Here is a 20,868-nt window from a genome sequence, read left to right as displayed (position 1 = left end):
ATTTACTACAAAATGCAAGTGATTTCGTTAATTTAACAGAAATTTAACTTCTACTGAATTTCTTTGAGCCCATGACTGCAAGTTCGTCACAACGTTCGTTTTCCGGATGTCCTGCATGGCCTTTTACCCAGTTGAAATTGACCTTATGCACCTCCAGCAGATCAAGAAGCTTTTCCCACAGATCACTGTTTAGAGCCTTTTTCTTGTCCGATTTCACCCAGTTGTTTGCACGCCATTTTTTTGCCCAGCCTTTTGTAACAGCATCAATTATATACTTTGAGTCGCTGTAAAGCTCTACCTCACATGGCTCTTTCAGTGCTGAAAGGGCAGTGATAACAGCGGTTAGCTCCATGCGGTTATTGGTAGTTGAAGGGTCGCCGCCCCAAAGCTCTTTTGATGTGCCTTTGTATCTTAGTATCGCACCGTATCCTCCAGGACCGGGATTGCCTGAACAAGCACCGTCAGTGAAAATTTCTATTTTCTTCATTTATTTATCTCCGTTTTTGTGATGATTATTATGCAAAACATATTATACTACATTTCTCTCTTTTTTTCAAGTACCTCTCGAGGTTTAATATTTTAATATTTATTACTTTTGAAATGTTCAAATTATACAAATGGCTTGAATGTCTTTGTATAAAATGAGAATTGACTTAAAGGACATTAGGTTTTATAATTGTAGTGTGACATTGGTTATTAAGACAGAAAATCATTTGATTTGGAGGTCAATTATTTTATGAAGATCAAGAAGATTCTTGCATTGGCAGTAGCGCTTACATCTGTTTTTGCAGTTGCAGGTTGTGGCTCCACAGGCGACAGCAGTTCAAAGGTATCAACAGTAAAGAAAGTTAAAGTTGAGGACACACAGGAAATAGAGGCTATCCCTGACGACGCTCAGAAAACTATCCGTTGGATGGGTACATATGACCTTAACCCTGACGAGAAAAAGGGCGAGGATAAGTCCGTTGAGATGACTCTTTTCAACAACAAGGGTGGTAAAGTAGAGTACACAAGAGTAACTGATAGCGAAAAATTTGACCAGCTCGCTAGTGCTATCATGGCTCAGCAGAATGTACCTGATATCTTCAAGTATGAGTGGATGGCTTTCCCTGCACAGGTGCTTAAGGATATGTATCAGCCTGTTGACGATATTGTGAACTTTGACGATCCGCTGTGGGCTGATGTGAAAACAGCGGCTGACAAGTTCGTTATGGGCGGCAAGCATTATGTTGCTCCTATAAGCTTCACAGTCGGCACGCTTATGATGTACGATCAGGACGTTATTGATGCTGAGGGTCTTGACGATCCATATGAGCTTTATCAGAACAACGAGTGGAATTGGGATAACTGGTATGACATGATGTCGGAGTTTGTTTCAAATGCTCCTGCTGATGTTGAGAGATTTGGTATTAATGGTTGGTTCCAGACACAGGTCATTCAGCAGACTGGTAAAACAATGGTAAACTATGACGGAGAGAAGTTCACAAACAATATAAATGACCCTGATATCGAAAGAGCAGAAGATCTGCTTTATCAGGTAGGTAAGAACAACCTTGTAAACGGCAACTGGCTTGGCAATGCTAAGCAGGCGCTTAAAGACGGCAATCTGCTGTTCTACTGCATGGGTTCATGGGCTATGACAGGAAATAACGGACCTTCTGACGCTGACACTTGGAGAGTGGTCCCTGTTCCGTCTGATCCTAACACTGATGAAAAGTACATGACATCTGATATGACGGCATATATGTGGGTAAGAGGTTCAACAGCTAAAGAGGCTGTAAAGTGCTGGTATGAGTGCTGCAGAATGGCTAACACAGATGAAACATATAAGGAAAACGGCAAGGAGAAATTCCTCAACGCTAACCCTAACTGGACAGAGGATATGTATCAGGTGATCGTTGATTGCTCATCTTCTGAGTACAATCAGGTGTTTGACTACGGCTACGGAATTTCTTCCACAATGTCTGACGACAACGCAAATGAGGACGGCAACTGCGTAACAAGAAAGCTTTATGAATACACAAACAAGGCTGACGATAATGGCAAACAGTTCTCATGGACAGAGCTGAGAGAATCATACTCCGCAACTGTTGACGCCGAGCTTAAGACTATCAACGACGCTGTTGTTGCATTCAATAAGAAAAATTCATAAGAATATTTTGCAAGACCTCGATAAAATCGGGGTCTTGTTTTTTTGCATAAAAATAAGGCTCTGAGTTTTTGCTCAGAGCCTTGCTTTGTTATATTTAGCTGTCCATACCCTTACGAACAGACTTGATAAACTTGCCAACATATTCAGGAGCGTCTTTGCCGTGTTCCTCAACTATCTTGACAACAGCACTTCCCATGATAACGCCGTCAGCGTACTGGGACATTTTCTTTGCCTGCTCAGGATTTGAAATTCCGAAACCTATGCAGCAAGGGCAGTGATCGTTGTTTCGGATAGGTGCAAGCAGCTCGTTAAAATCAGTGGTTATCTCTGAACGCATACCAGTAACGCCCAGTGAAGATACAACATACAAAAAGCCCTTTGACTTTTCTGCTATCATTTTTACACGCTCGTGTGAAGTCGGTGCAACGAGGAAGATAGTGTAGATACCATTTTTCTCAGCTTCGCCCTGAAGCTCTTCACGTTCCTCGAAAGGCATATCAGGAACGATAACACCGTCTATCTGAGTTTCTTTGCAAAGCTCAAAGAACTTTGCTGTACCGAACTTGAAGATAGTGTTTATATACATCATCAGAAGCATAGGCTTGTCAGTCTGTGTGCGGAGTTTTCTTACAAGGTCAAATATCTTGTCAAGATTCGTTCCGCCGCTCAGAGAACGCAGAGAAGCTTTCTGAATAGTTGCACCCTCTGCGATAGGGTCAGAGAACGGCACTCCGATCTCGATAATGTCAGAACCATTTTTATACATTTCAAGAACGCACTTTTCTGTTGTATCCATATCAGGATCGCCTGCGGTGATAAATGTCACAAGCGCCTTTTTGTTTTCTGCTTTAAGCTTTTCAAAACAAGCGTCTATCCTATTCTTCATTGAGCTCGACCTCCCTGTATCTTGCTATTGAGTATACGTCCTTGTCGCCTCTGCCTGAAAGGTTGATGACAAGTATTGAGTCCTTATCCATTGTAGGAGCAATCTTAAGCGCAGCGGCAACTGCGTGTGATGACTCGATAGCAGGGATTATACCCTCTGTTCTTGAAAGGTACTCAAAAGCACAAACTGCTTCTTCATCGGTTATGTCAACATACTGCGCTCTGCCTATAGAGTTAAGATATGCGTGCTCAGGTCCGATACCTGGGTAGTCAAGACCTGCGGAAATTGAGTAAACAGGGTCGATCTGACCATATTCGTTCTGCAAGAAAAGCGATTTCATGCCGTGGAATATACCAAGTGAGCCTTTTGCAACTGTAGCCGCATGGTCAGGTGTGTCAATGCCTCTGCCTGCTGCTTCTGCACCAACAAGCTTGACTGACTTGTCTTCGATAAAGTTGTAGAATGCACCCATAGCGTTTGAGCCACCGCCTACGCAGGCAACAACGCAATCAGGTAGTCTGCCTTCCTTTTCCATAAGCTGTGCCTTTATCTCAGCGCTGATAACTTTCTGAAAATCCCTAACCATTGTAGGATAAGGGTGAGGTCCCATTACAGAGCCTATGCAGTAGAAAGTTGTGTCGATGTTTGATACCCAATCTCTGAAAGCTTCATTGATAGCGTCTTTCAGTGTAGCAGTACCGCTTGCAACGCCTGTTACCTTTGCTCCAAGAAGATTCATTCTGTAAACGTTAAGGGATTGTCTTTTCATATCTGTTTCGCCCATATAGACCTCGCATTCAAGACCCATAAGAGCACATACTGTAGCAGTGGCAACGCCGTGCTGACCTGCACCAGTCTCAGCGATTATGCGCTTCTTGCCCATTTTCTTTGCCAAAAGTATCTGACCCAGAACGTTGTTTATTTTGTGAGAACCTGTGTGGTTAAGATCCTCACGTTTGATGTATATTTTAGCTCCGCCAAGATCTTTGGTCATCTTTTCTGCATAATAAAGCATTGACGGTCTGCCTGCATAATTGTGGTAAAGCTCCTGAAGCTCTTTGTTGAACTCAGGATCGTCTTTGTATTTATCGTAAGCTTTTTCAAGCTCGTGAACAGCAGTCATGACAGTTTCAGGAATATATTGTCCGCCAAATTCGCCAAATCGTCCAATTTTACTCATTTATATCCTTCTTTCGGTATTATTTCTGATAGTTTCAACTATCCTTTTTATCTTGTTTTCGTCCTTGAAGCCATCGGTTTCCACTGAACTTGAAAAGTCAACGCCGTAAGGTTGTACCTTTTCCATAGCAGAGCAGATGTTATCCTCGTTCAGTCCACCTGCAAGTAAGAAAGGCTTTGAAATACTCACATTGGAGAACACATCAAGGTCAACACGCTTGCCTGTTCCACCGTAGCTGCCTGCTGAAAAGCTGTCTATAAGCAGTTTGTGGGCGGGAAGTGCGTCAGCTTTTGCAATATCATCAGCACATTTCACACGAACGGCTTTCCATATCTCACAGTCGCAGTTTTCACGGAGCTTATCAATATACTCTGCGTTTTCCTCACCGTGAAGCTGGATAACATCAAGCTTCTGTGCAAAGCTTTTCAGAATATTCTCTATAGGCTCGTTTACAAAAACGCCCACTCGTTTGATTTCCTTATTAAGAAGAAGTTCAAGATCGTAGAATGTGTCAATGTCTACCGTGCGTGTAAAGCCCTCCGACAGTATAAAGCCTGCATAATCAGGGTGGTATGTGTTCACATAAAGAATATCGTCCACACGGCGCATACCACATATCTTGATTTTTGTCATTTATACGCCCTCTCTCAGTTCATGGAGAGTTGTACCGATATTGCCGCTTCTCATAAGCGTTTCACCTATAAGCACAGCGTCTGCACCAAGACTGCGTACCTTTTTCATATCGGCATTTGTTTTTATACCGCTCTCTGAAACAAGCACTGCATGGTCGCCTATTATGCTGCTGAGCCTGCCCGTGGTTTCAAGGTCAACGTCAAAAGTGTAAAGATTTCTGTTGTTTATGCCAAGCATATCAGGCTTAAAACCAAGCGTCTTTTTATACTCTTCCTCATTGTGCACTTCTACAAGACATTCAAGTCCAAGCTCGTGTGCAATGTCAGAATATTCTTTCATCTGACCCTCGCTGAGTATAGCCGAGATAAGCAGCACTGCATCAGCACCTAAGGCTCTTGCCTCGTAGAGCTGATATTCGTCGATGATAAAATCCTTGCGGAGTATCGGCAGCTTTACAGCCGCTCTTATAGCTTTGAGATATTCCGCAGAGCCTTGAAAATAGTGCTCTTCAGTGAGACAGGAAATAGCGTTCGCACCGTTTTTCTCATATTCGCTGGCAGTTTTCACTGGGTCAAAATCAGGGCAGATAAGTCCCTTTGACGGAGAAGCTTTCTTTACCTCGCTTATGACTGAAAGGGTATCACGCTTTACAGCCTTTGAAAAGGAGACAGTTTGGTATTCCTTTTGGGCTGACATAGCTTTTATATCCTGTCTTGAAACTTTTGATATATCTCTTTCAAGCTGTTCTTTTCTTTTGTCGCAGATATTGTCAAGTATCATTTTTATCCTCTGTTAGTAAGTTCAACAAGTTCTTCAAGCTTTTTAAGAGCCTTTCCGCTGTCTATCATTTCAGCTGCAGTCTTTACGCCCTCTTCGATGCTGTCACATTTGCCGCAGATATAAAGTGCACAGCCTGAGTTGAGAAGAACAATATCTCTCTTTGCACCCTTGATTGTGCCCTCAAGTATACCTCTTGTGATAGCTGCGTTGCCCTTTCCGTCCTCGCCAACGATGTCAGAAAGCTTTCCTCTTTTAAGACCGAAGTCCTCAGGCTTTATCTCATACTTGATAATCTTTCCACCATTTATCTCGCAGATAGTTGTAGGAGCTGATATAGAAACTTCGTCAAGTCTGTCGTTGCCGTAAACGAGCATTGCTCTTTTTATGCCTAGGTTCATAAGCACCTTAGCCATTGGTTCAAGCAGATCAGGATCATATGTGCCAAGTATCATGAAGTCTGCTTTTGCAGGATTTGCGAGAGGTCCGAGAATGTTGAAAACAGTTCTTACACCTATCTGCGCTCTTGTAGGTCCTACAAATCTCATTGCTGAGTGATATGACTGTGCAAACAGGAATGAAAGACCGATCTCGTCAAGGGACTTTTCAGCCTGCTCATGTGTTGACTGAATTTTAACTCCAAGAGCCTCGAGAACATCAGCCGCACCGCTCTTTGAAGAAACGCTTCTGTTGCCGTGTTTTGCGACTTTCTGTCCTGCTGCCGCAATTACGAATGAAGAGGTTGTGGAAATGTTGAAGCTGTTTGAAAGATCTCCACCTGTGCCAACTATATCAAGAGTACCCTTGACATTGACTTTTGACATTTTTTCTCTCATTACCTTTGCAAAGCCTGTTATCTCGTCAATAGTCTCACCTTTCATTCTCAGAGCTGTGAGCAGGCAGGCGATCTGAGCATTAGAAGCTCTGTCGCTCATGATGATATCCATTGCTTTATAAGCTTCGTCCTCAGTTAGTGACTTTCCATCACATACTATTTTGAGATACTTTTTAAGCTCAACTCTTTCGCTGTCAGGAAGAGCTGCAGACTTTGTTTTTGTGGTCTTTATGCCTGCGATATCGTTCAGGAAGTTTTCGATTATCATGTTTCCAACTTCGCCAGTGAGAACTGACTCAGGGTGGAACTGAACGCCATAGGTTGGGTGTTCTCTGTGTCTTATTGCCATTATCTGAGCTTTATCGTCAGTTGCAATAACAGACAGGCAGGTAGGAAGTGAAATACTGTCAACAACAAGTGAGTGATATCTTGCGGCTTTTATTGTGCTTTTCAGACCGCTGAAAAGTGGGTTTGCAGTGTTAAGATTGATATCTGTCTGCTTGCCGTGAAGCTGCTGCTTTGCATGAACTATCTTTCCACCGAATGCTTCGGCTATCGCCTGGTGTCCTAGACAAACGCCAAGTATAGGGATCCTGCCACTGAATGTCTTTATGACCTCTTCGGAAATTCCTGCGTCCTTTGGATAACCAGGACCAGGGGAGATGATGATAGCCGCAGGTGACATTTTTTCGATCTCATCTATGGTTATCTCATCATTTCTTGCTACTGTAATGTCTTTTGTGAGTACGCCTACAGCCTGATAAAGATTGTAGGTAAAGCTGTCATAGTTGTCAATAAGTAAAATCATAGTAATCTTCCTTTACAGTACAAACTTATCAATGAAAGTTTTGTCGTTGAAGTAGTTTATGCCGATAGCATTCCTTATTTCTGAAACAGTTTCGTTTGAAACCTCTATTGCACGTTGTGTGCCTTTTTTAAGTATCTCTATGAGCTGCTCTTTGTCTTTCTCATATTCCTCTCGTCTTGCTCTGATAGGTGCGAGAAATTCTTGCATAACGTTGTTAAGAAACTTCTTACATTTCATATCGCCAAGGCCGCCACGCTCATAATGTTCTTTCATCTCTGCGAGGTTCTTATAGTCAGGGAAGTATTTAGCAAAATCTTCATCCTTGCTGAATGCGTCAAGATAGATAAATACCGGATTGCCCTCTGTGTGACCGGGGTCGCTTACATTGATGTGTGTAGGGTCAGTGTACATTGACATTATCTTGTTTTTCAGAGTTTTTTCATCGTCTTTAAGGTAAATGCAGTTGCCAAGAGATTTGCTCATCTTTGTGTTGCCGTCTGTACCAACAAGTCTGTTGCAGCTTGCGTTGTCTGGGAGAACAGCCTCAGGCTCAACAAGTATATCGCACTTATAAATTCTGTTGAAGCTGTTTACTATCTCTCTTGCCTGTTCAAGCATTGGAAGCTGATCTTCTCCAACAGGAACATACTTAGCCTTGAATGCTGTGATGTCTGCTGCCTGGCTGATAGGATATGTCATAAAGCCAACAGGAAGGTTTCTTTCAAAGTTTCTCATTTTTATCTCAGACTTGATAGTAGGGTTTCTTTCAAGTCTTGACATTGTAACGAGGTTTGAATAGTACATTGGAAGCTCGTAAAGTGCTGGGATATGTGACTGAACGAAGAATGTTGTTTTGTCAGGCTCAAGTCCTACAGCAAGATAGTCAAGCATTACCTCGAGAATGTTTTGTCTTATCTTCTCAGGATTGTCAGCGTTATCTGTAAGTGCCTGAAGATCGGCTATCATAACGAACTGATCAAATTTTCCTGTGTTTTGAAGTTCAACTCTTTTTCTGAGAGAACCTACATAATGACCAAGATGAAGTGATCCAGTTGGTCTATCGCCTGTAAGAATAATATTATTGCTCATGTTATTAACTCCTTTTAAATTATAATTTGCTTGCTTCTTTTATTGCATTTATAACAGCCATTGCCTTGTTGCATGACTCCTGATATTCGTTCTCAGGAACAGAGTCAGCGACAACTCCGCCTCCTGCTTGGATATAAGCCTTGTTATTTTTGAAAAGCACTGTTCTTATAGCGATACAAGTATCCAGCGAACCGTCAAATGCAAGATAACCAACTGTTCCGCCATAAAGGTCTCTTTTTGTTGTTTCAAGCTCGTCGATTATCTCCATTGCTCTTACCTTCGGTGCGCCTGAAAGAGTGCCAGCAGGAAGAACTGCCATAAGTGCGTCAAGAGGTTTCTTATCTTCTCTCAGTGTACCCTTTACATTAGATACAAGGTGCATAACCTTTGAATATCTTTCAACTATCATCATGTCTGTAACAGTTACGGAGCCGAACTCAGAAACCTTTCCTATGTCGTTTCTTCCAAGGTCAACGAGCATTGTGTGTTCAGCTCTTTCCTTTGGATCGTTGAGAAGCTGTTGTTCATTGCGGATATCTTCGTCGTAGGTCGCTCCACGCTTGATAGTGCCTGCAATTGGTCTTGTTACTACCGTTCTGTTTTCTACTGATACCAGCATTTCAGGTGAAGCGCCTGCAACAGCATAATCATTGTGCTTAAAGTAGTAAAGGTAAGGTGACGGATTAGTGGAGCGGAGCATTCTGTAAACGTCAAAGCTGTCAGGCGGATTGTCTATCTCAAATCTCTGTGACGGAACTATCTGGAAGATGTCGCCCTCTTTGATGTATTCCTTAGCCTTTTCAACGTTTGCAAGATAATGTTCCTTTGTGATGTTGGATTTTACTGTGATGTTGTCCTCCATTGTCTTTGGAGTTTTCATAACAGGCTTGTAATTTCTAAGAGTTTCAACTACTTCGTTGCATATCTTTTCACATTCTTTGTATTTAGTTTCAAGATCATCGCTCTTATTGATGTTGAGGATTATTACAGCCTTGTTTGAAAGGTGATCGTAAGCAACGATCTTTTCAAAAAGGTGCAGGTCAGCGTCAGGAAGCTTAAGATCGTCCTCAGGTGGGTTGCACAGTGTTTTCTCAAAGTATCTTATCATATCATAAGCGAAAAATCCTATTAGACCACCTGTGAGCTTTGGATAATTATTAAATCTCGGTGACTTGTGGCCCTCGATTATCTCAGAAAAGAAAGCGATAGGATCATCGACTTTTACCGTTTCATCAGCCTTGCCTTTCTCCTTAACAGTAACAATGTGCTTGTCAAGAATATATTCGCATTTAGGATCAATGCCCACATATGAATATCTGCCCCACTGGTCTTTATTATCTACAGATTCAAGAATGAAACAATCATCATACGCCTCGTGCAGACAGTTAAAAAGTTGTATTGGCGTACATGAATCCATGAGAAGCTCATAGAATACAGGCACAGTCTTGTAGTTTTCAAAAAGTTCCTTTACTTGTTCAATAGCAGGGTACAGCATAAATATTCCTCCTAAATGCTTTTTTGTCGTAAAATTGACAATAAAAAAAGTCCTGTCATCACACATAACATCTAGTTATGGGACGATAGAACCGTGGTGCCACCCAATTTCCCGATAATAAATTATCGGCTCACAGATACGCATTCTGACTGGCAGAAATCAATATCCTGTCCTTTAACGCAGGAATCACGGCGAGTGATACTCGTAAAAACTTTCACACCGCTCCTCACAAATCCATTCATCTGAAGAAAATGTATCAGCTCACACCTACCGCTGACTCTCTGTGACCTTTTGCATCAAACTACTTACTTTTGCTCATAGGATTTATCGTATTAACTTTAGTTTTATTATATTCCTATGTTTCTAAAATGTCAATATCAGAAAATGTAAATATTATTGCTATTGTGTAAATATTCTTTTGCGATTTGGATTTATACCAAAATAAATAATTTTAAATTTTCAATATTCCTTGCATTTATAAATAATGTAGTGTATAATAAAGTAATAGTTAAGGTAATTGAGAAAGGAAAATATATGAAAGTACAAACTAATAAGAAATACACCACAATTGCATTTTATGCAGTTATCGTTATTGCTATAAATGTGCTTTTGGTAGTGGCTGTATTTAAATTTAATACGATCTTAAAGCTTATTTCCACACTTGTTTCTGCACTTACGCCTGTTATAGTTGGTCTTGTGATCGCATTTCTTATAAATCCTATAATGGTGAATTTTGAAAAGCTGTTCAGAAATAAAGTGGTAAAAAATCCAGCTAAGAAAAAGCTTACCAGAGCCTGCTCAGTAACTGTAGCGTCACTTGTTTTTCTGGGGATAGTTGTTGGACTTACTTATGTTGTTGTTCCAGAACTTATAAATTCCATAATTGATATTTTTAACAATGCATCTAACATCGTTGTTAAAGTGCAGGGTTGGATAAATAAGCTGTTTAAAAACTATCCTGATATCGAAACAATGGCTACGGAGAAGCTCAAAGCTTTTTCAACTGATTTGGGAACCGTTATCGAGAAGGTACAGCCGATGTTTGAAAATATTCTTTCGGGTGCATGGGGCGTTATCAATGTTCTTAAAAACTTTGTATTTGGATTTATCGTTTCTATCTATATGCTTTGCAGCAAGGAAAAGCTTCTTGCTCAGGCTAAGAAGATAATCATTGCAAACACAAAAAAGTCTACATGTGAGAAGATCATGAGAGTTTGCACTGAAACAAATAAAGTTTTTGCAGGTTTTTTGAGCGGAAAGATCATTGACTCGGCAATAATCGGAGTTCTTTGCTTTATAGGTCTGACTATCATGAATATGCCTTACAACATCATGATAAGTGTTCTTGTGGGTGTAACTAATATTATCCCATTTTTTGGACCGATAATCGGTGCGATACCATCAACTGCACTTATGCTGTTTATTGATCCTAAAAAAGCCATTATACTTCTTATTTTCATAGTTATTTTACAGCAGTTTGACGGCAATATCCTTGGTCCTAAGATACTTGGTGATTCTACTGGGCTTACTGGTTTTTGGGTGCTGGTATCACTGTTCTTCTTTGGAAATTTGTTTGGGTTCATAGGTATGGTCATTGCAGTTCCGACTTTTGCATTGCTTTATACTTTTACACGAGAGAGCGTTGTTCAGCGATTAAGAAAGAAGAAGCTCCCTGTAGATACCGACTATTATATGGAGGATGTTGAGCATTTGTATAAGAAAAATGAAAAGCGTATTCCGCTTACACCTGAACAGCTTGACGCCATGGTCATTCCAAGTGCTGATGAGGTAAATGAGGTCAACAGAGAGGATGATCCAGAAATAGTTGACGATCACAACGAAAATAAAGATCAGTAAACGCAAAAGAGCGGCCTGTTCACAATTCATAGTGAGCAGACCGCTTATTTTATTTCATGTATTTTTTCTGTATTTTTGCAATATGTATCACAGAGTATATTACTATAAGTGCAATAAGTATTGTTAATGTGACCTTGAAAACAGACGATTCAAAGTATGACTTAGCTATTTTAACCTTCGCTTTGACTTGGGAACGTTCTACTTTAGTTGTGGAAACTAGATCTATAGTTGCAAGCACTTCACCTTTGTAGACAAGTTCCATTTTACCAAGCACATCGCCAACTTCAACAGGTGCAACAACGTTGTCATAAACGGTTATTTTCTTTTCCACATCATTTACTGATATATCTACAGGCCACAGCCTTGTAAAACCATTTGCAGGTTTAAGATTTGCATAATCTATGCCGTCACCATAGCTTACCTTTACATCACGGACTTCGCTGTCTTTGTCCACAAAATCCGTTGCTACAAGACTTGAAAATGCCCATTTGTAAAGATTGATGTGATCAAGGAGGTTGTAGTAAACATTATCTCCACCATATATGGAATCAGGATCTTCCTCGCCCTTCTTCACATCTTCTTCAAGCTTATCCATTGGTGCACCCATTGTCACAATAAGATATGTGGTGCCTTCATATTCCGCATATGAAGCTAAACATCTTCCAGCGGAGTCAAGGGTGCCTGTCTTTATGCCTTTAGCATAGGAGTAGTAATAATCGGTCATTGAGTCAAGCATAAGGTTTGTATTATAAATATCTGTACCATCTGAGTGATAAGAGGTGGATGCCATATGATAGCTTGGCAGACAGACAATATCACGAAATACCTGATATTTGCTTATGGCATATTCACAAAGAGTTGCCATATCCTTGCAGGACGAATAATTCTGTTGTGCCCACAGACCATGTGCATTTGAAAAGTGTGTATTTTCCATGCCGAGTTTTTCAGCTTTTTCATTCATAAGGTCTGTAAATTCTGTTATGGAATCGGACACATTCAAAGCGATTATATTCGCTGCTTCACATGAGGATGGGATAAGCAGTGCCGCCAGGAGATCATAACAGCTTACTTCTTCGCCTGGTTGTATATCAGCTGTTGAAGCACCAGTATCATATAGTTCATCAAATGCTTCCGAGCCTGCTGAATAGTATGTATCTTTCAGCTTTTGTTCATCACCTTTGAATTTGTCCAGAAGCACCACAGCAGTCATTATCTTTGTTAGGGAAGCAGGCACACGCTCGTCTTCACCGTTTATGTCAACGATAGCTTCACCGCTGTCAAGATTGACCATATAGACCGCTTCAGAGTAAAGCTCCAATGGTATCGCTTTTCCGTCATCGTCATAGCCTGATGTAGGTGTAAAATTGAATGCGTCTGCACACATCGCAGGCACAAGCAGCATTATTGCCAGCGTCATGGATAATATCCTGCTGATTTTTCGTTTTAGTTTCATTTACAGCTTCCTTTCGCACTGTATGTAAAGAGTCTTGCTCATTCAGTTTTCTCATAAAGTATATTAGCACCCTGTTTGCCCACACGTTTCACTCTTTCAAGATATGTGAGTATATTAAGCGTTACCTGTGCATATTCACGAGATATCTTTGCATTAAAGGCAAAGTCTTTAGAAGTGAACTTTTTTGGCAGGTCCTTCGGGAGGAACATATCAAAGTCGGCAGGGCAGTCAAGGTGTATCTCGTCAATAAGTCCCTTTGGTATCCTGTCATGACGTGAGGATCCACGCTTTTTGTTCTTTGACCAGCCGTTAAGCAATCTTATCTCCTCGGTTTCAAGCATACAAAGGCACAAATGAAATCGGGGGTTATCAAGGGTGTATTTTATTTTGTACAGTTCGGGCATGACTTCGTAGATAGTGTATTTTCTCGGCGATTTGTGCTTTTCTGACAACTCTCCTGTTTCAGTATCTATCCAACGGACATATTTGACCGCAGGGATAGGGTAGACCACTGTCACGTCGCAGTAGTCAAGAAAGGCTTCAAGTTTTTTCAGCAGTTTGTTGAACTGTCTTGTTTGTATCTCGATAACACCGTTCTCGCCTACGATATCAGCCACATATCCTCCAATGCGTATCTCCTGATTTTCGCCATATGGCTCAAAATAGTTTTTCAAAACAGCATGAAGCGTTTTCTCGCCTAGAGTTCCGATGCCGTTGCGTTCGCGGCTTTTGCCTATGATTTTATCGCAAGCATCTTGAAATTTCAGCCTGTCCGTAAGATCACCTCAGTTTTTATTATATCAGATATTCACTCTCACGTCAATCACAAAAACGCATAAAAAGAGCCTGAGATCTGCTCAGGCTCTTTAATCATACCATGACCCATTAGGTTATGCTGTCCGCAGTTATCTTGTCCCACTGGTCGCAATACTTGACTTCCATTTTGTCTATTCTTTCGTTGTAAAGCTTTGAGATAGCAGGTGTATCATATGAATAGATCATATCGTCTATGTTCTGTTCTACATAATCCATATCAACCGGCAAACGCTTGATTATGAAATATCCATATGTGTCATTCTCTGTAAGTTCAGTGGAAATGCCGTTTTCTTTTAGTTTGAAAGCGTCTTTTACAAGCTCCTCAGGATATCCAGTCGTATCTTTATTGAAATAATATCCTGTTGAAGGATCTTCAAGACCGAGATCCCAGCCGTACTTTTCAATAAGCTTGTCAAAGTCTTCTCCGTCCTGAGCTTTTTTCAGAACTTCTTCTGCAAGCTTCTTAGCCTTTTCCTTAGCTTTCTTTACACCGTCATCATCAAGCTTCGCATAAGCTGACTGCTTTGCGCTCGCTTTGTCTGAAAGTGACATACTGTCATAACTGTCAGCGGTACTGTCATCAAGATCTACCTGTGCATAGAAAGGAATCATAACGTGAATCTCACGGCAATACTCGCTTGTATCCTTGACTATTTTTTTAAAGTCCTCTTTTTTAGTTGCATACTTACCGTTATTCTTAAAAAGAGTATCGTTTACTTTAGTATAGATAGTAGCTGTTTCAAGCATTTTCCTGTAAAGATCCTCTGTGAGGTAAGCCGACTTAATGTCATTAAGATAAGCTTCATCAGAATCATAGTTTGCTTTTGCTTTAGCTATCTGCTCATCAATTGTCTTGTTGTCATCGTCTGTAAGCTTAATTCCGTTTTCTTCTGCAAGCTCAGGTGCAACAAGTTCCTGCTTAAGCGCAGTGATAACGTCCTCCATAAGAAGCTTAAAACCACCGTCAGTTGACTTGATAGTGTCAAGGGTTGCTCCGTAAGTGGAAGTGTACTTGCTTATAGTATAATAATAGTAGTATCTGAAAGTATCAAAATCAATATCCTTGCCGTCAATGGTGCAAACGATAAAGTCCTTAGTATCAATGGACTTGCCGTCAATTGTAAGGGACGGCTCAGGTGTTTGTTTTTCAGTTGTGCTGTCAACAGCTGAAACAGAAGAATCCACTGTGGAAGATACGGTTGATGAGCTGTCGTTATTTTTGCTGCATGAAGTAAAGCTGCAAATAGCTATTGTGAGAGCTGCTGTAACAGCGGCTATTTTCTTTATCATAATAATTGTCCTTTCCTTTGAGAGAAAATCCTCTGCATAACATAAATTTAATTATATCTTATTATTGTGATGATACTGTGTGATAATTCTTAAACTTTCTGTGAATGAAATATATATTATCCAGCGTGATACAGTTGACAATCTAAGCCTGGGAGAGTATAATATAAATGACTTTAATACGAAAAGAGGTATCCCATATGGATTTTGGCAAATATATTGCTCACAGAGGTCTTCACTCAGAACTTGTTCCTGAAAATTCTCTTACCGCATTCAGGCTTGCAGTTGAAAAATGTCTTTCTATCGAGCTTGATGTACGTCTAACAAAGGATTGCCGCATTGTGGTTTTCCATGACAATGACCTTATGAGAATGTGCGGCATTGAGGGCAAGGTGTTTGATTACACATATGAACAGCTTTCTGCCTTTAAACTTAAAAACAGTGATGAAAAGATACCACTGTTGTCAGAGGTGCTGAAAACTGTTGACGGCAAAGTGCCACTTCTTATTGAGCTTAAGGGCGGTGCGCCATTTGGAGAGCTTGAAAGCCGAGTTGACCATATGATGAAGAAATACAAAGGCGAATTTGCAGTGCAGAGCTTTAACCCGTTCTCAGTGATGTGGTTTAGGTTTCATTCACCTAAAGTCACAAGGGGTCAGCTTATCTCAAAATACAGAAAGAATATAGACCTTGAATATATCGAAAGGTTCATTTGTGCTCAGCCGTTTATATGGCGTTTTATATCAAAACCGCAGTTCATTGCAGCTGACCTTAGGTCAATAAGCCTTGAAACTGCATTTCAGGCCGTTGATATAGATGCAGACTTGCTCACATGGACGGGCAGAGGCAAAGAGCTTATAGAAACTGCTTCACAGTTTTCAAAGACAGTTATAGCAGAGCAGTTTCCAGATGATTTTGATTTTTCTGACAATTGGGATGAAAGCTGTGAATAAGATGCAAGACCTTCCATTGTGCGACCTTAACGAAGTCAAACGTACTGCAAAACGCACTGACAGCGATATTTCAGGCTGTAAATTTAGCGGAGAATATCTTGAAAGCGAAGATCTCTCCTGCCTGTCATTTATAAACTGTAAGTTTGAAAACTGCACCTTTACCGATTGCGATTTTGAGCGTTCCTCATTCGTTGATGTGACGTTCATATCCTGCGATCTGTCAAATTCATCACTGGACTCATCCTACCTCAGCAGATGTGAGTTCCGCTCCTGCAAGCTCGTTGGCGCAGAGTTCAAGGATTGCTCCATTCAAAGTGTAGCCTTTGAATCCTCAAACTGCGGATATTCTATTTTTGATAAGTGCAAGCTGTCTGAAACCCAGGTGAAAAACAGTGATATGTCCTCGGCTGAGCTTGTTTCCTGCAATTTAAAAGCGTTTAAGACAAGCGGAAGTAAATATCTCGGCACATCATTTTTCAGAACGGCTCTCGGCGGCGTTGATTTTTCTACTTGTCTTGTAAGTGGACTTCGCGTTTCTGATACATTCAGAGAACTCCGAAACGCTGTTTTTTCAGCCAATCAAGCTGTGGAGCTTGCAATGCTCCTTGGAATAAGAATACAATAATTTTAGCCGCTATGACAATAAACGTCACAGCGGCTTTTTATCACTTTTTATCCTGTTCTATCAGTATTTTCACAGCGTTCACCGCACAGTGGATACCTCTTGTGGTGTCGTCGCTCACATTGTCTTCAAGGTCTGCCTTTGAACGCTCCACGTTCCATATAGCTGTTATAACAGCTCCACAGCGGACGTGTCTTGTGATACCTACTGAGAAAACTGCGGCACATTCCATTTCGGAAGTCATACAGCCGCACCTTAAATATGCGTCCCAGCGGTAATTTATATCGCCGCTCACAGGCATTGAGTCAGGCTCTACTTCTCCATAAAAGCTGTCCTTGCTGTGGACAACGCCCACATGATAGCGCTTGCCGAGCTTATCTTCTGACAGTTCAGCCGCAGCTTTTGCAAGGGCAGTTGTTACAGTGAAATCTGCTACAGCAGGGTAGCCCTCGGGGAGATATTCTTTTGACGTACCTTCGCCACGAACAGCCGCCGAAGCTATAACAAGGTCGCCACCGCTAACGGAAAGATCCATTCCTCCGCTTGTACCGATACGAATAAATGTGTCTGCGCCGCACTTTACCAGTTCCTCCACTGCAATTGCCGCAGATGGTCCACCGATACCGGTCGAGCACACAGTTACCTTTTCGCCGTCAAGATAGCCTGTATAAACATTGTATTCTCTGTTTTGAGCCACCTGCTTTGCGTCATCAAGAAGTGCCGCTATTTTTGGCACTCTTCCAGGGTCACCCGGCATAATAACATATCTGCCCACTTCTTCAGGGATAGTTCTTATGTGAAATTGTCTTTCACCGTCCATAATGCTTGCCATAAAAATTCCTCCTCTCAGAATTATTCGTCGTATGGATAATTATTTTCTTCGTATAATTCATTTTCTGCAAAATTTTTTCCGGATTTCTGTTTTTTCTTTATATGTATAAGCACTATGATAAGCACTATTGCTATAATCGCAAACAGCCCGCCTAATCCACAGAAAACAACTGTTAATATGGTATTGGTTGTATCATTTGGTGCATAAAACGTTTCAGGGTCGTCAGGGTCACAGAATATCTGGATCGTTTGTCCTCTTCTGTATCTGATGTTGCTGGAATATGTATTGCTGTGAGTGGTGTAGAGCTGTCCGTCTACGTTATATGAATACACTGGTGTGTAAACTGTGCTATATGTTACGTGTCCGTCATCGTTCTCATGTCGTTCATCTTTACTGAGAATGTCTGATATTATAGCATTGACTTCAAGAGTACATCTGTTTTTGAGTTGAGTTTGGTGTATTGCAAAACCTATTCCAACTGCAAGAAATGTCACGCCAACCAACATGAAAACTAACGCTATTATTTTCATTGCTGATTTGCTGTAATGCACATGAGATCTTTTGTAATAACGCATATTTTTCCCCCATTTAAGCATAAAAGCCAACACCTTAATATGGCGTTGGCTTTTGTTTTATCTTACTTTTCCATTTTCATTGAAATGTCAAACGCCTTGACTGAGTGTGTGATAGCACCGATAGAAATGATATCAACGCCCGTTTCAGCTATTGCACGGATTGTTTCAGATGTCACGTTTCCTGAAGCTTCTAAAAGTGCTTTGCCATTTGTCATTTCAACAGCCTTTGCCATATCTTCATTTGTCATATTGTCAAGCATGATTATCTCAACGCCAAGTGTAAGAGCTTCTTTGAGTTCTTCAAGGTTTCCGACTTCAACTTCTATCTTGACAGTATGCCCCATTTTTTCTCTGAGAGCGTTTACTGCGCCTGTCATGCTGCCATATGCGTCAAGGTGAGTGTCTTTTAGCATTGCGCAATCTGAAAGATTGTATCTGTGGTTTTTTCCACCGCCTACTGTAACTGCATATTTCTGCAAAACTCTAAGACCTGGGAGCGTTTTTCTTGTATCCGCAACAGACGCCTTTGTACCCTTTACAAGCTCAACGCATCTGTTTGTTGCAGTTGCAACACCTGACATATGCTGAACGATATTCAGTGCCGTTCTTTCGCCTTTGAGCAAGGCTCTTGTTGAGCCTGTTATTCTTGCGATAATGTCGCCTTTCTTGACCTTTTCACCGTCATGGATAAATACCTCACATTTAACATTGCTGTCAAGAAGCTGAAAAACTCTCATTGCAACATCAATTCCACAAAGAACGCCTTCGTCCTTTGAAACATACTTTGCTGTTGAAACTGAATTTTCGTCAACAAGATAATCCGTTGTAACGTCTATATAGTTGATATCCTCCAGCAGAGCTGTTTTAATGATATCGTCGATCTGAAACTGCATTAATCTCATTTGTTTTCCTCCATTTTTTCTTTGGATTTGAGCTTTTCGATAGCGTCCTTTAATACGATATAAGCGACAGTTGTAAGAGACCTTGCTTCAACATAATCTCTGTCTATTTTGAAATTACCGTCACAAAGGAAATTTTTTAGCTTTGTTACTTCTTCAAGATCAGGTGGCAAAGCCTCCTTATCAGGGATAACGAAATATGCACGCTGCATTATATCTCTTATCTCTGTTCTTATGCCCTGAGGAATGTGAGGGGCTTCATTGTCTATCTTGAAATCGTAAGTTTCAAGGTCACCACTGTCAGATTTTATCTTCTCATTGATGTCAGCCGCAGCACGTCTTGAAAATACCAAAGCTTCAAGTAGGGAATTGCTTGCAAGTCTGTTATTGCCGTGAACACCTGTATGTGAACATTCGCCGCAAGCATAGAGCCTGTCAATGTTAGTTCTTGCATATGTATCAACATTTATGCCGCCCATAAGGTAATGATGACAAGGGAAAATAGGTATCATATCCTTGGTCATGTCATAACCTGCTTCGAGAAGCTTTTCATTTATCATAGGAAATCTGTTTCTGACAAACTCAGGGTCTTTGTGAGTGATATCAAGATAGAATTTGTCAGAGCCTGTTTTCTTGGCTTCAGCCATGATCGCATGAGAAACAACATCTCTTGGCGCAAGCTCCAGACGGTCGTCATAATTTTGCATAAATCTTTCGCCGTTGCAGTTTTTAAGATAAGCTCCCTCGCCTCTGACAGATTCAGATATAAGGAAAGTTTCACGAGTGTGCTTGTTGTTAAAGCCTGTTGGGTGGAACTGGATATAGCTGAGATTTTTTATCTCTGCTCCAAGCTCATGAGCAATAGTTATGCCGTCGCCTGTTGCGATAGCGGAGTTTGTAGTGTATTCGTAAACTCTGCCTATTCCACCAGTTGCAAAAATGGCGTATCTGCAATTATATGTCGTATATTCGTTGTCATTAGTCAGCACAAGAATGGAAAAACCTGTTTCGGTTTTCTTTGCGTTGCACATAACGGCATTTTCGAGTATCTCAACATTATCTAGCTGTTGAACATTTCTTAGTAGAGTTGTTTCGATCTCCAGACCTGTGGTATCAGCATGATGAAAAATCCTGTTCATACCGTGTCCACCTTCGAGAGTGCGGTGATAAGATCCATCAGGACACTTATCAAAGTCAGCACCAAGCTCTATGAGTTTTCCAATGTCAATATAGGCTTCGTCAACAAGGACCTGAGTGGACTCAGGATCATTTTCAAATCCACCTGCTACAAATGTATCATGTTTGTGATATTCAGGCGAGTCCTTTGGATTGTCATAAACGCCTGCAATTCCACCCTGCGCAAGGGAAGAGTTACACAAGGTCAGCTCTCTTTTGGAAAGCACAAGTACATTTAAATCACGGGAAAGGTTAAGTGCTGCATATAGACCTGCCGCACCGCAGCCAGCGATAATAACGTCATAATTTTTGTTGTTCATATTTGTAACCTCTTTGTATGGCGGAGTGTCGCCAAGTGTTATGTAAAAATCACATCAGATATTGCTCTGAAATAATTTATACTTATTTCATTATACCATATATTTTTTCCTTTTTCAACTGTTATTTGAATATATAATACACATACCTGTAGTGCTACAATAGATATTGGACAAAATTAAGAAAAAAGAAAAGAGAGATAGGCAAAAATCTGATAAAATAAAG

Annotated in this window: 19 protein-coding genes and 1 other annotated feature; of the genes, 4 read left to right on the top strand and 15 right to left on the bottom strand. The window is 40.9% G+C overall.

Features of this window, described 5'->3' with window-relative positions:
- Positions 1-43: 43 nt before the first annotated feature.
- Positions 44-487 carry a ribonuclease HI gene (rnhA, locus tag AB5123_RS10915; RefSeq protein WP_117856412.1) on the bottom strand — a complete coding sequence of 148 codons (444 nt, stop codon included), beginning with the start codon at positions 485-487 and terminating at the stop codon, positions 44-46.
- A 249-nt stretch (positions 488-736) separates the two neighbouring features.
- On the opposite strand from rnhA, the gene AB5123_RS10910 reads away from it, so the two are divergent.
- Complete coding sequence (locus AB5123_RS10910; protein WP_117891698.1) at positions 737-2,152, top strand: ABC transporter substrate-binding protein; 1,416 nt, start codon at positions 737-739, stop codon at positions 2,150-2,152.
- 94 nt (positions 2,153-2,246) lie between these two features.
- On the opposite strand, the gene trpA is transcribed toward AB5123_RS10910, so the two are convergent.
- The 7 genes from trpA to trpE are packed head-to-tail and all read right to left on the bottom strand — an operon-like array spanning position 2,247 to position 9,855.
- Positions 2,247-3,038 carry a tryptophan synthase subunit alpha gene (gene trpA, locus AB5123_RS10905; protein WP_329963784.1) on the bottom strand — a complete coding sequence of 264 codons (792 nt, stop codon included), beginning with the start codon at positions 3,036-3,038 and terminating at the stop codon, positions 2,247-2,249.
- Entirely contained in the window at positions 3,028-4,218 is a 1,191-nt protein-coding gene (trpB, locus tag AB5123_RS10900; RefSeq protein WP_288738725.1) for a tryptophan synthase subunit beta, read from the bottom strand. The genes trpA and trpB overlap by 11 nt, the downstream gene beginning before the upstream one ends.
- The gene (locus AB5123_RS10895; protein WP_278340402.1) at positions 4,219-4,851 is read right to left on the bottom strand and encodes a phosphoribosylanthranilate isomerase; all 633 of its coding nucleotides are present in this window, start codon (positions 4,849-4,851) and stop codon (positions 4,219-4,221) included.
- Complete coding sequence (gene trpC / locus AB5123_RS10890; protein WP_278340401.1) at positions 4,852-5,631, bottom strand: indole-3-glycerol phosphate synthase TrpC; 780 nt, start codon at positions 5,629-5,631, stop codon at positions 4,852-4,854.
- Positions 5,632-5,633: 2 nt separating this feature from the next.
- The gene (locus tag AB5123_RS10885) at positions 5,634-7,271 is read right to left on the bottom strand and encodes a bifunctional anthranilate synthase component II/anthranilate phosphoribosyltransferase (RefSeq protein WP_368364818.1); all 1,638 of its coding nucleotides are present in this window, start codon (positions 7,269-7,271) and stop codon (positions 5,634-5,636) included.
- A 12-nt stretch (positions 7,272-7,283) separates the two neighbouring features.
- On the bottom strand, positions 7,284-8,360 hold the full coding sequence (gene trpS, locus AB5123_RS10880) for a tryptophan--tRNA ligase (RefSeq protein ID WP_022288427.1): 1,077 nt from the start codon (positions 8,358-8,360) through the stop codon (positions 7,284-7,286).
- 19 nt (positions 8,361-8,379) lie between these two features.
- Positions 8,380-9,855: an anthranilate synthase component I gene (trpE, locus tag AB5123_RS10875; RefSeq protein ID WP_337811910.1), complete on the bottom strand. Its 1,476-nt coding sequence runs from the start codon at positions 9,853-9,855 to the stop codon at positions 8,380-8,382.
- Positions 9,856-9,930: 75 nt separating this feature from the next.
- Positions 9,931-10,183 (bottom strand) — a binding site (T-box leader).
- Between the two features lie 206 nt (positions 10,184-10,389).
- Between trpE and AB5123_RS10870 the strand changes: the two genes are divergently transcribed.
- Positions 10,390-11,712 (top strand): AI-2E family transporter, encoded by a 1,323-nt coding sequence (locus AB5123_RS10870; RefSeq protein WP_368364817.1) that lies wholly within the window; start codon positions 10,390-10,392, stop codon positions 11,710-11,712.
- A 49-nt stretch (positions 11,713-11,761) separates the two neighbouring features.
- Here AB5123_RS10870 and AB5123_RS10865 read toward each other — a convergent pair whose 3' ends face one another.
- The 3 genes from AB5123_RS10865 to AB5123_RS10855 form a co-directional block, all read right to left on the bottom strand.
- Positions 11,762-13,165: a D-alanyl-D-alanine carboxypeptidase family protein gene (locus AB5123_RS10865; RefSeq protein WP_368364816.1), complete on the bottom strand. Its 1,404-nt coding sequence runs from the start codon at positions 13,163-13,165 to the stop codon at positions 11,762-11,764.
- Positions 13,166-13,203: 38 nt separating this feature from the next.
- Positions 13,204-13,839, bottom strand: a complete 636-nt coding sequence (locus AB5123_RS10860; protein WP_278645040.1) for a hypothetical protein — start codon at positions 13,837-13,839, stop codon at positions 13,204-13,206.
- A 211-nt stretch (positions 13,840-14,050) separates the two neighbouring features.
- Complete coding sequence (locus AB5123_RS10855) at positions 14,051-15,271, bottom strand: peptidylprolyl isomerase (RefSeq protein WP_329963789.1); 1,221 nt, start codon at positions 15,269-15,271, stop codon at positions 14,051-14,053.
- Positions 15,272-15,438: 167 nt separating this feature from the next.
- On the opposite strand from AB5123_RS10855, the gene AB5123_RS10850 reads away from it, so the two are divergent.
- On the top strand, positions 15,439-16,221 hold the full coding sequence (locus tag AB5123_RS10850; protein WP_368364815.1) for a glycerophosphodiester phosphodiesterase family protein: 783 nt from the start codon (positions 15,439-15,441) through the stop codon (positions 16,219-16,221).
- 1 nt (position 16,222) lies between these two features.
- Entirely contained in the window at positions 16,223-16,846 is a 624-nt protein-coding gene (locus AB5123_RS10845; RefSeq protein WP_368364820.1) for a pentapeptide repeat-containing protein, read from the top strand.
- 40 nt (positions 16,847-16,886) lie between these two features.
- On the opposite strand, the gene udp is transcribed toward AB5123_RS10845, so the two are convergent.
- The 4 genes from udp to AB5123_RS10825 form a co-directional block, all read right to left on the bottom strand.
- Complete coding sequence (gene udp, locus AB5123_RS10840; protein WP_195246502.1) at positions 16,887-17,675, bottom strand: uridine phosphorylase; 789 nt, start codon at positions 17,673-17,675, stop codon at positions 16,887-16,889.
- A 20-nt stretch (positions 17,676-17,695) separates the two neighbouring features.
- Positions 17,696-18,250, bottom strand: a complete 555-nt coding sequence (locus AB5123_RS10835) for a DUF3592 domain-containing protein (protein WP_158455114.1) — start codon at positions 18,248-18,250, stop codon at positions 17,696-17,698.
- A gap of 62 nt (positions 18,251-18,312) precedes the next feature.
- Positions 18,313-19,152 (bottom strand): carboxylating nicotinate-nucleotide diphosphorylase, encoded by an 840-nt coding sequence (nadC, locus tag AB5123_RS10830; RefSeq protein ID WP_270764293.1) that lies wholly within the window; start codon positions 19,150-19,152, stop codon positions 18,313-18,315.
- Entirely contained in the window at positions 19,149-20,645 is a 1,497-nt protein-coding gene (locus tag AB5123_RS10825; protein WP_117957955.1) for an L-aspartate oxidase, read from the bottom strand. Before AB5123_RS10825 ends, nadC begins: the two co-directional genes overlap by 4 nt.
- Positions 20,646-20,868 lie beyond the last annotated feature (223 nt).

This window comes from Ruminococcus sp. RTP21204st1_B2_RTP21204_210225, assembly GCF_040914135.1.
GTDB classification, from domain to species: domain Bacteria; phylum Bacillota; class Clostridia; order Oscillospirales; family Ruminococcaceae; genus Hominimerdicola; species Hominimerdicola aceti.
This window is presented reverse-complemented; position numbering and strand designations above follow the sequence as displayed.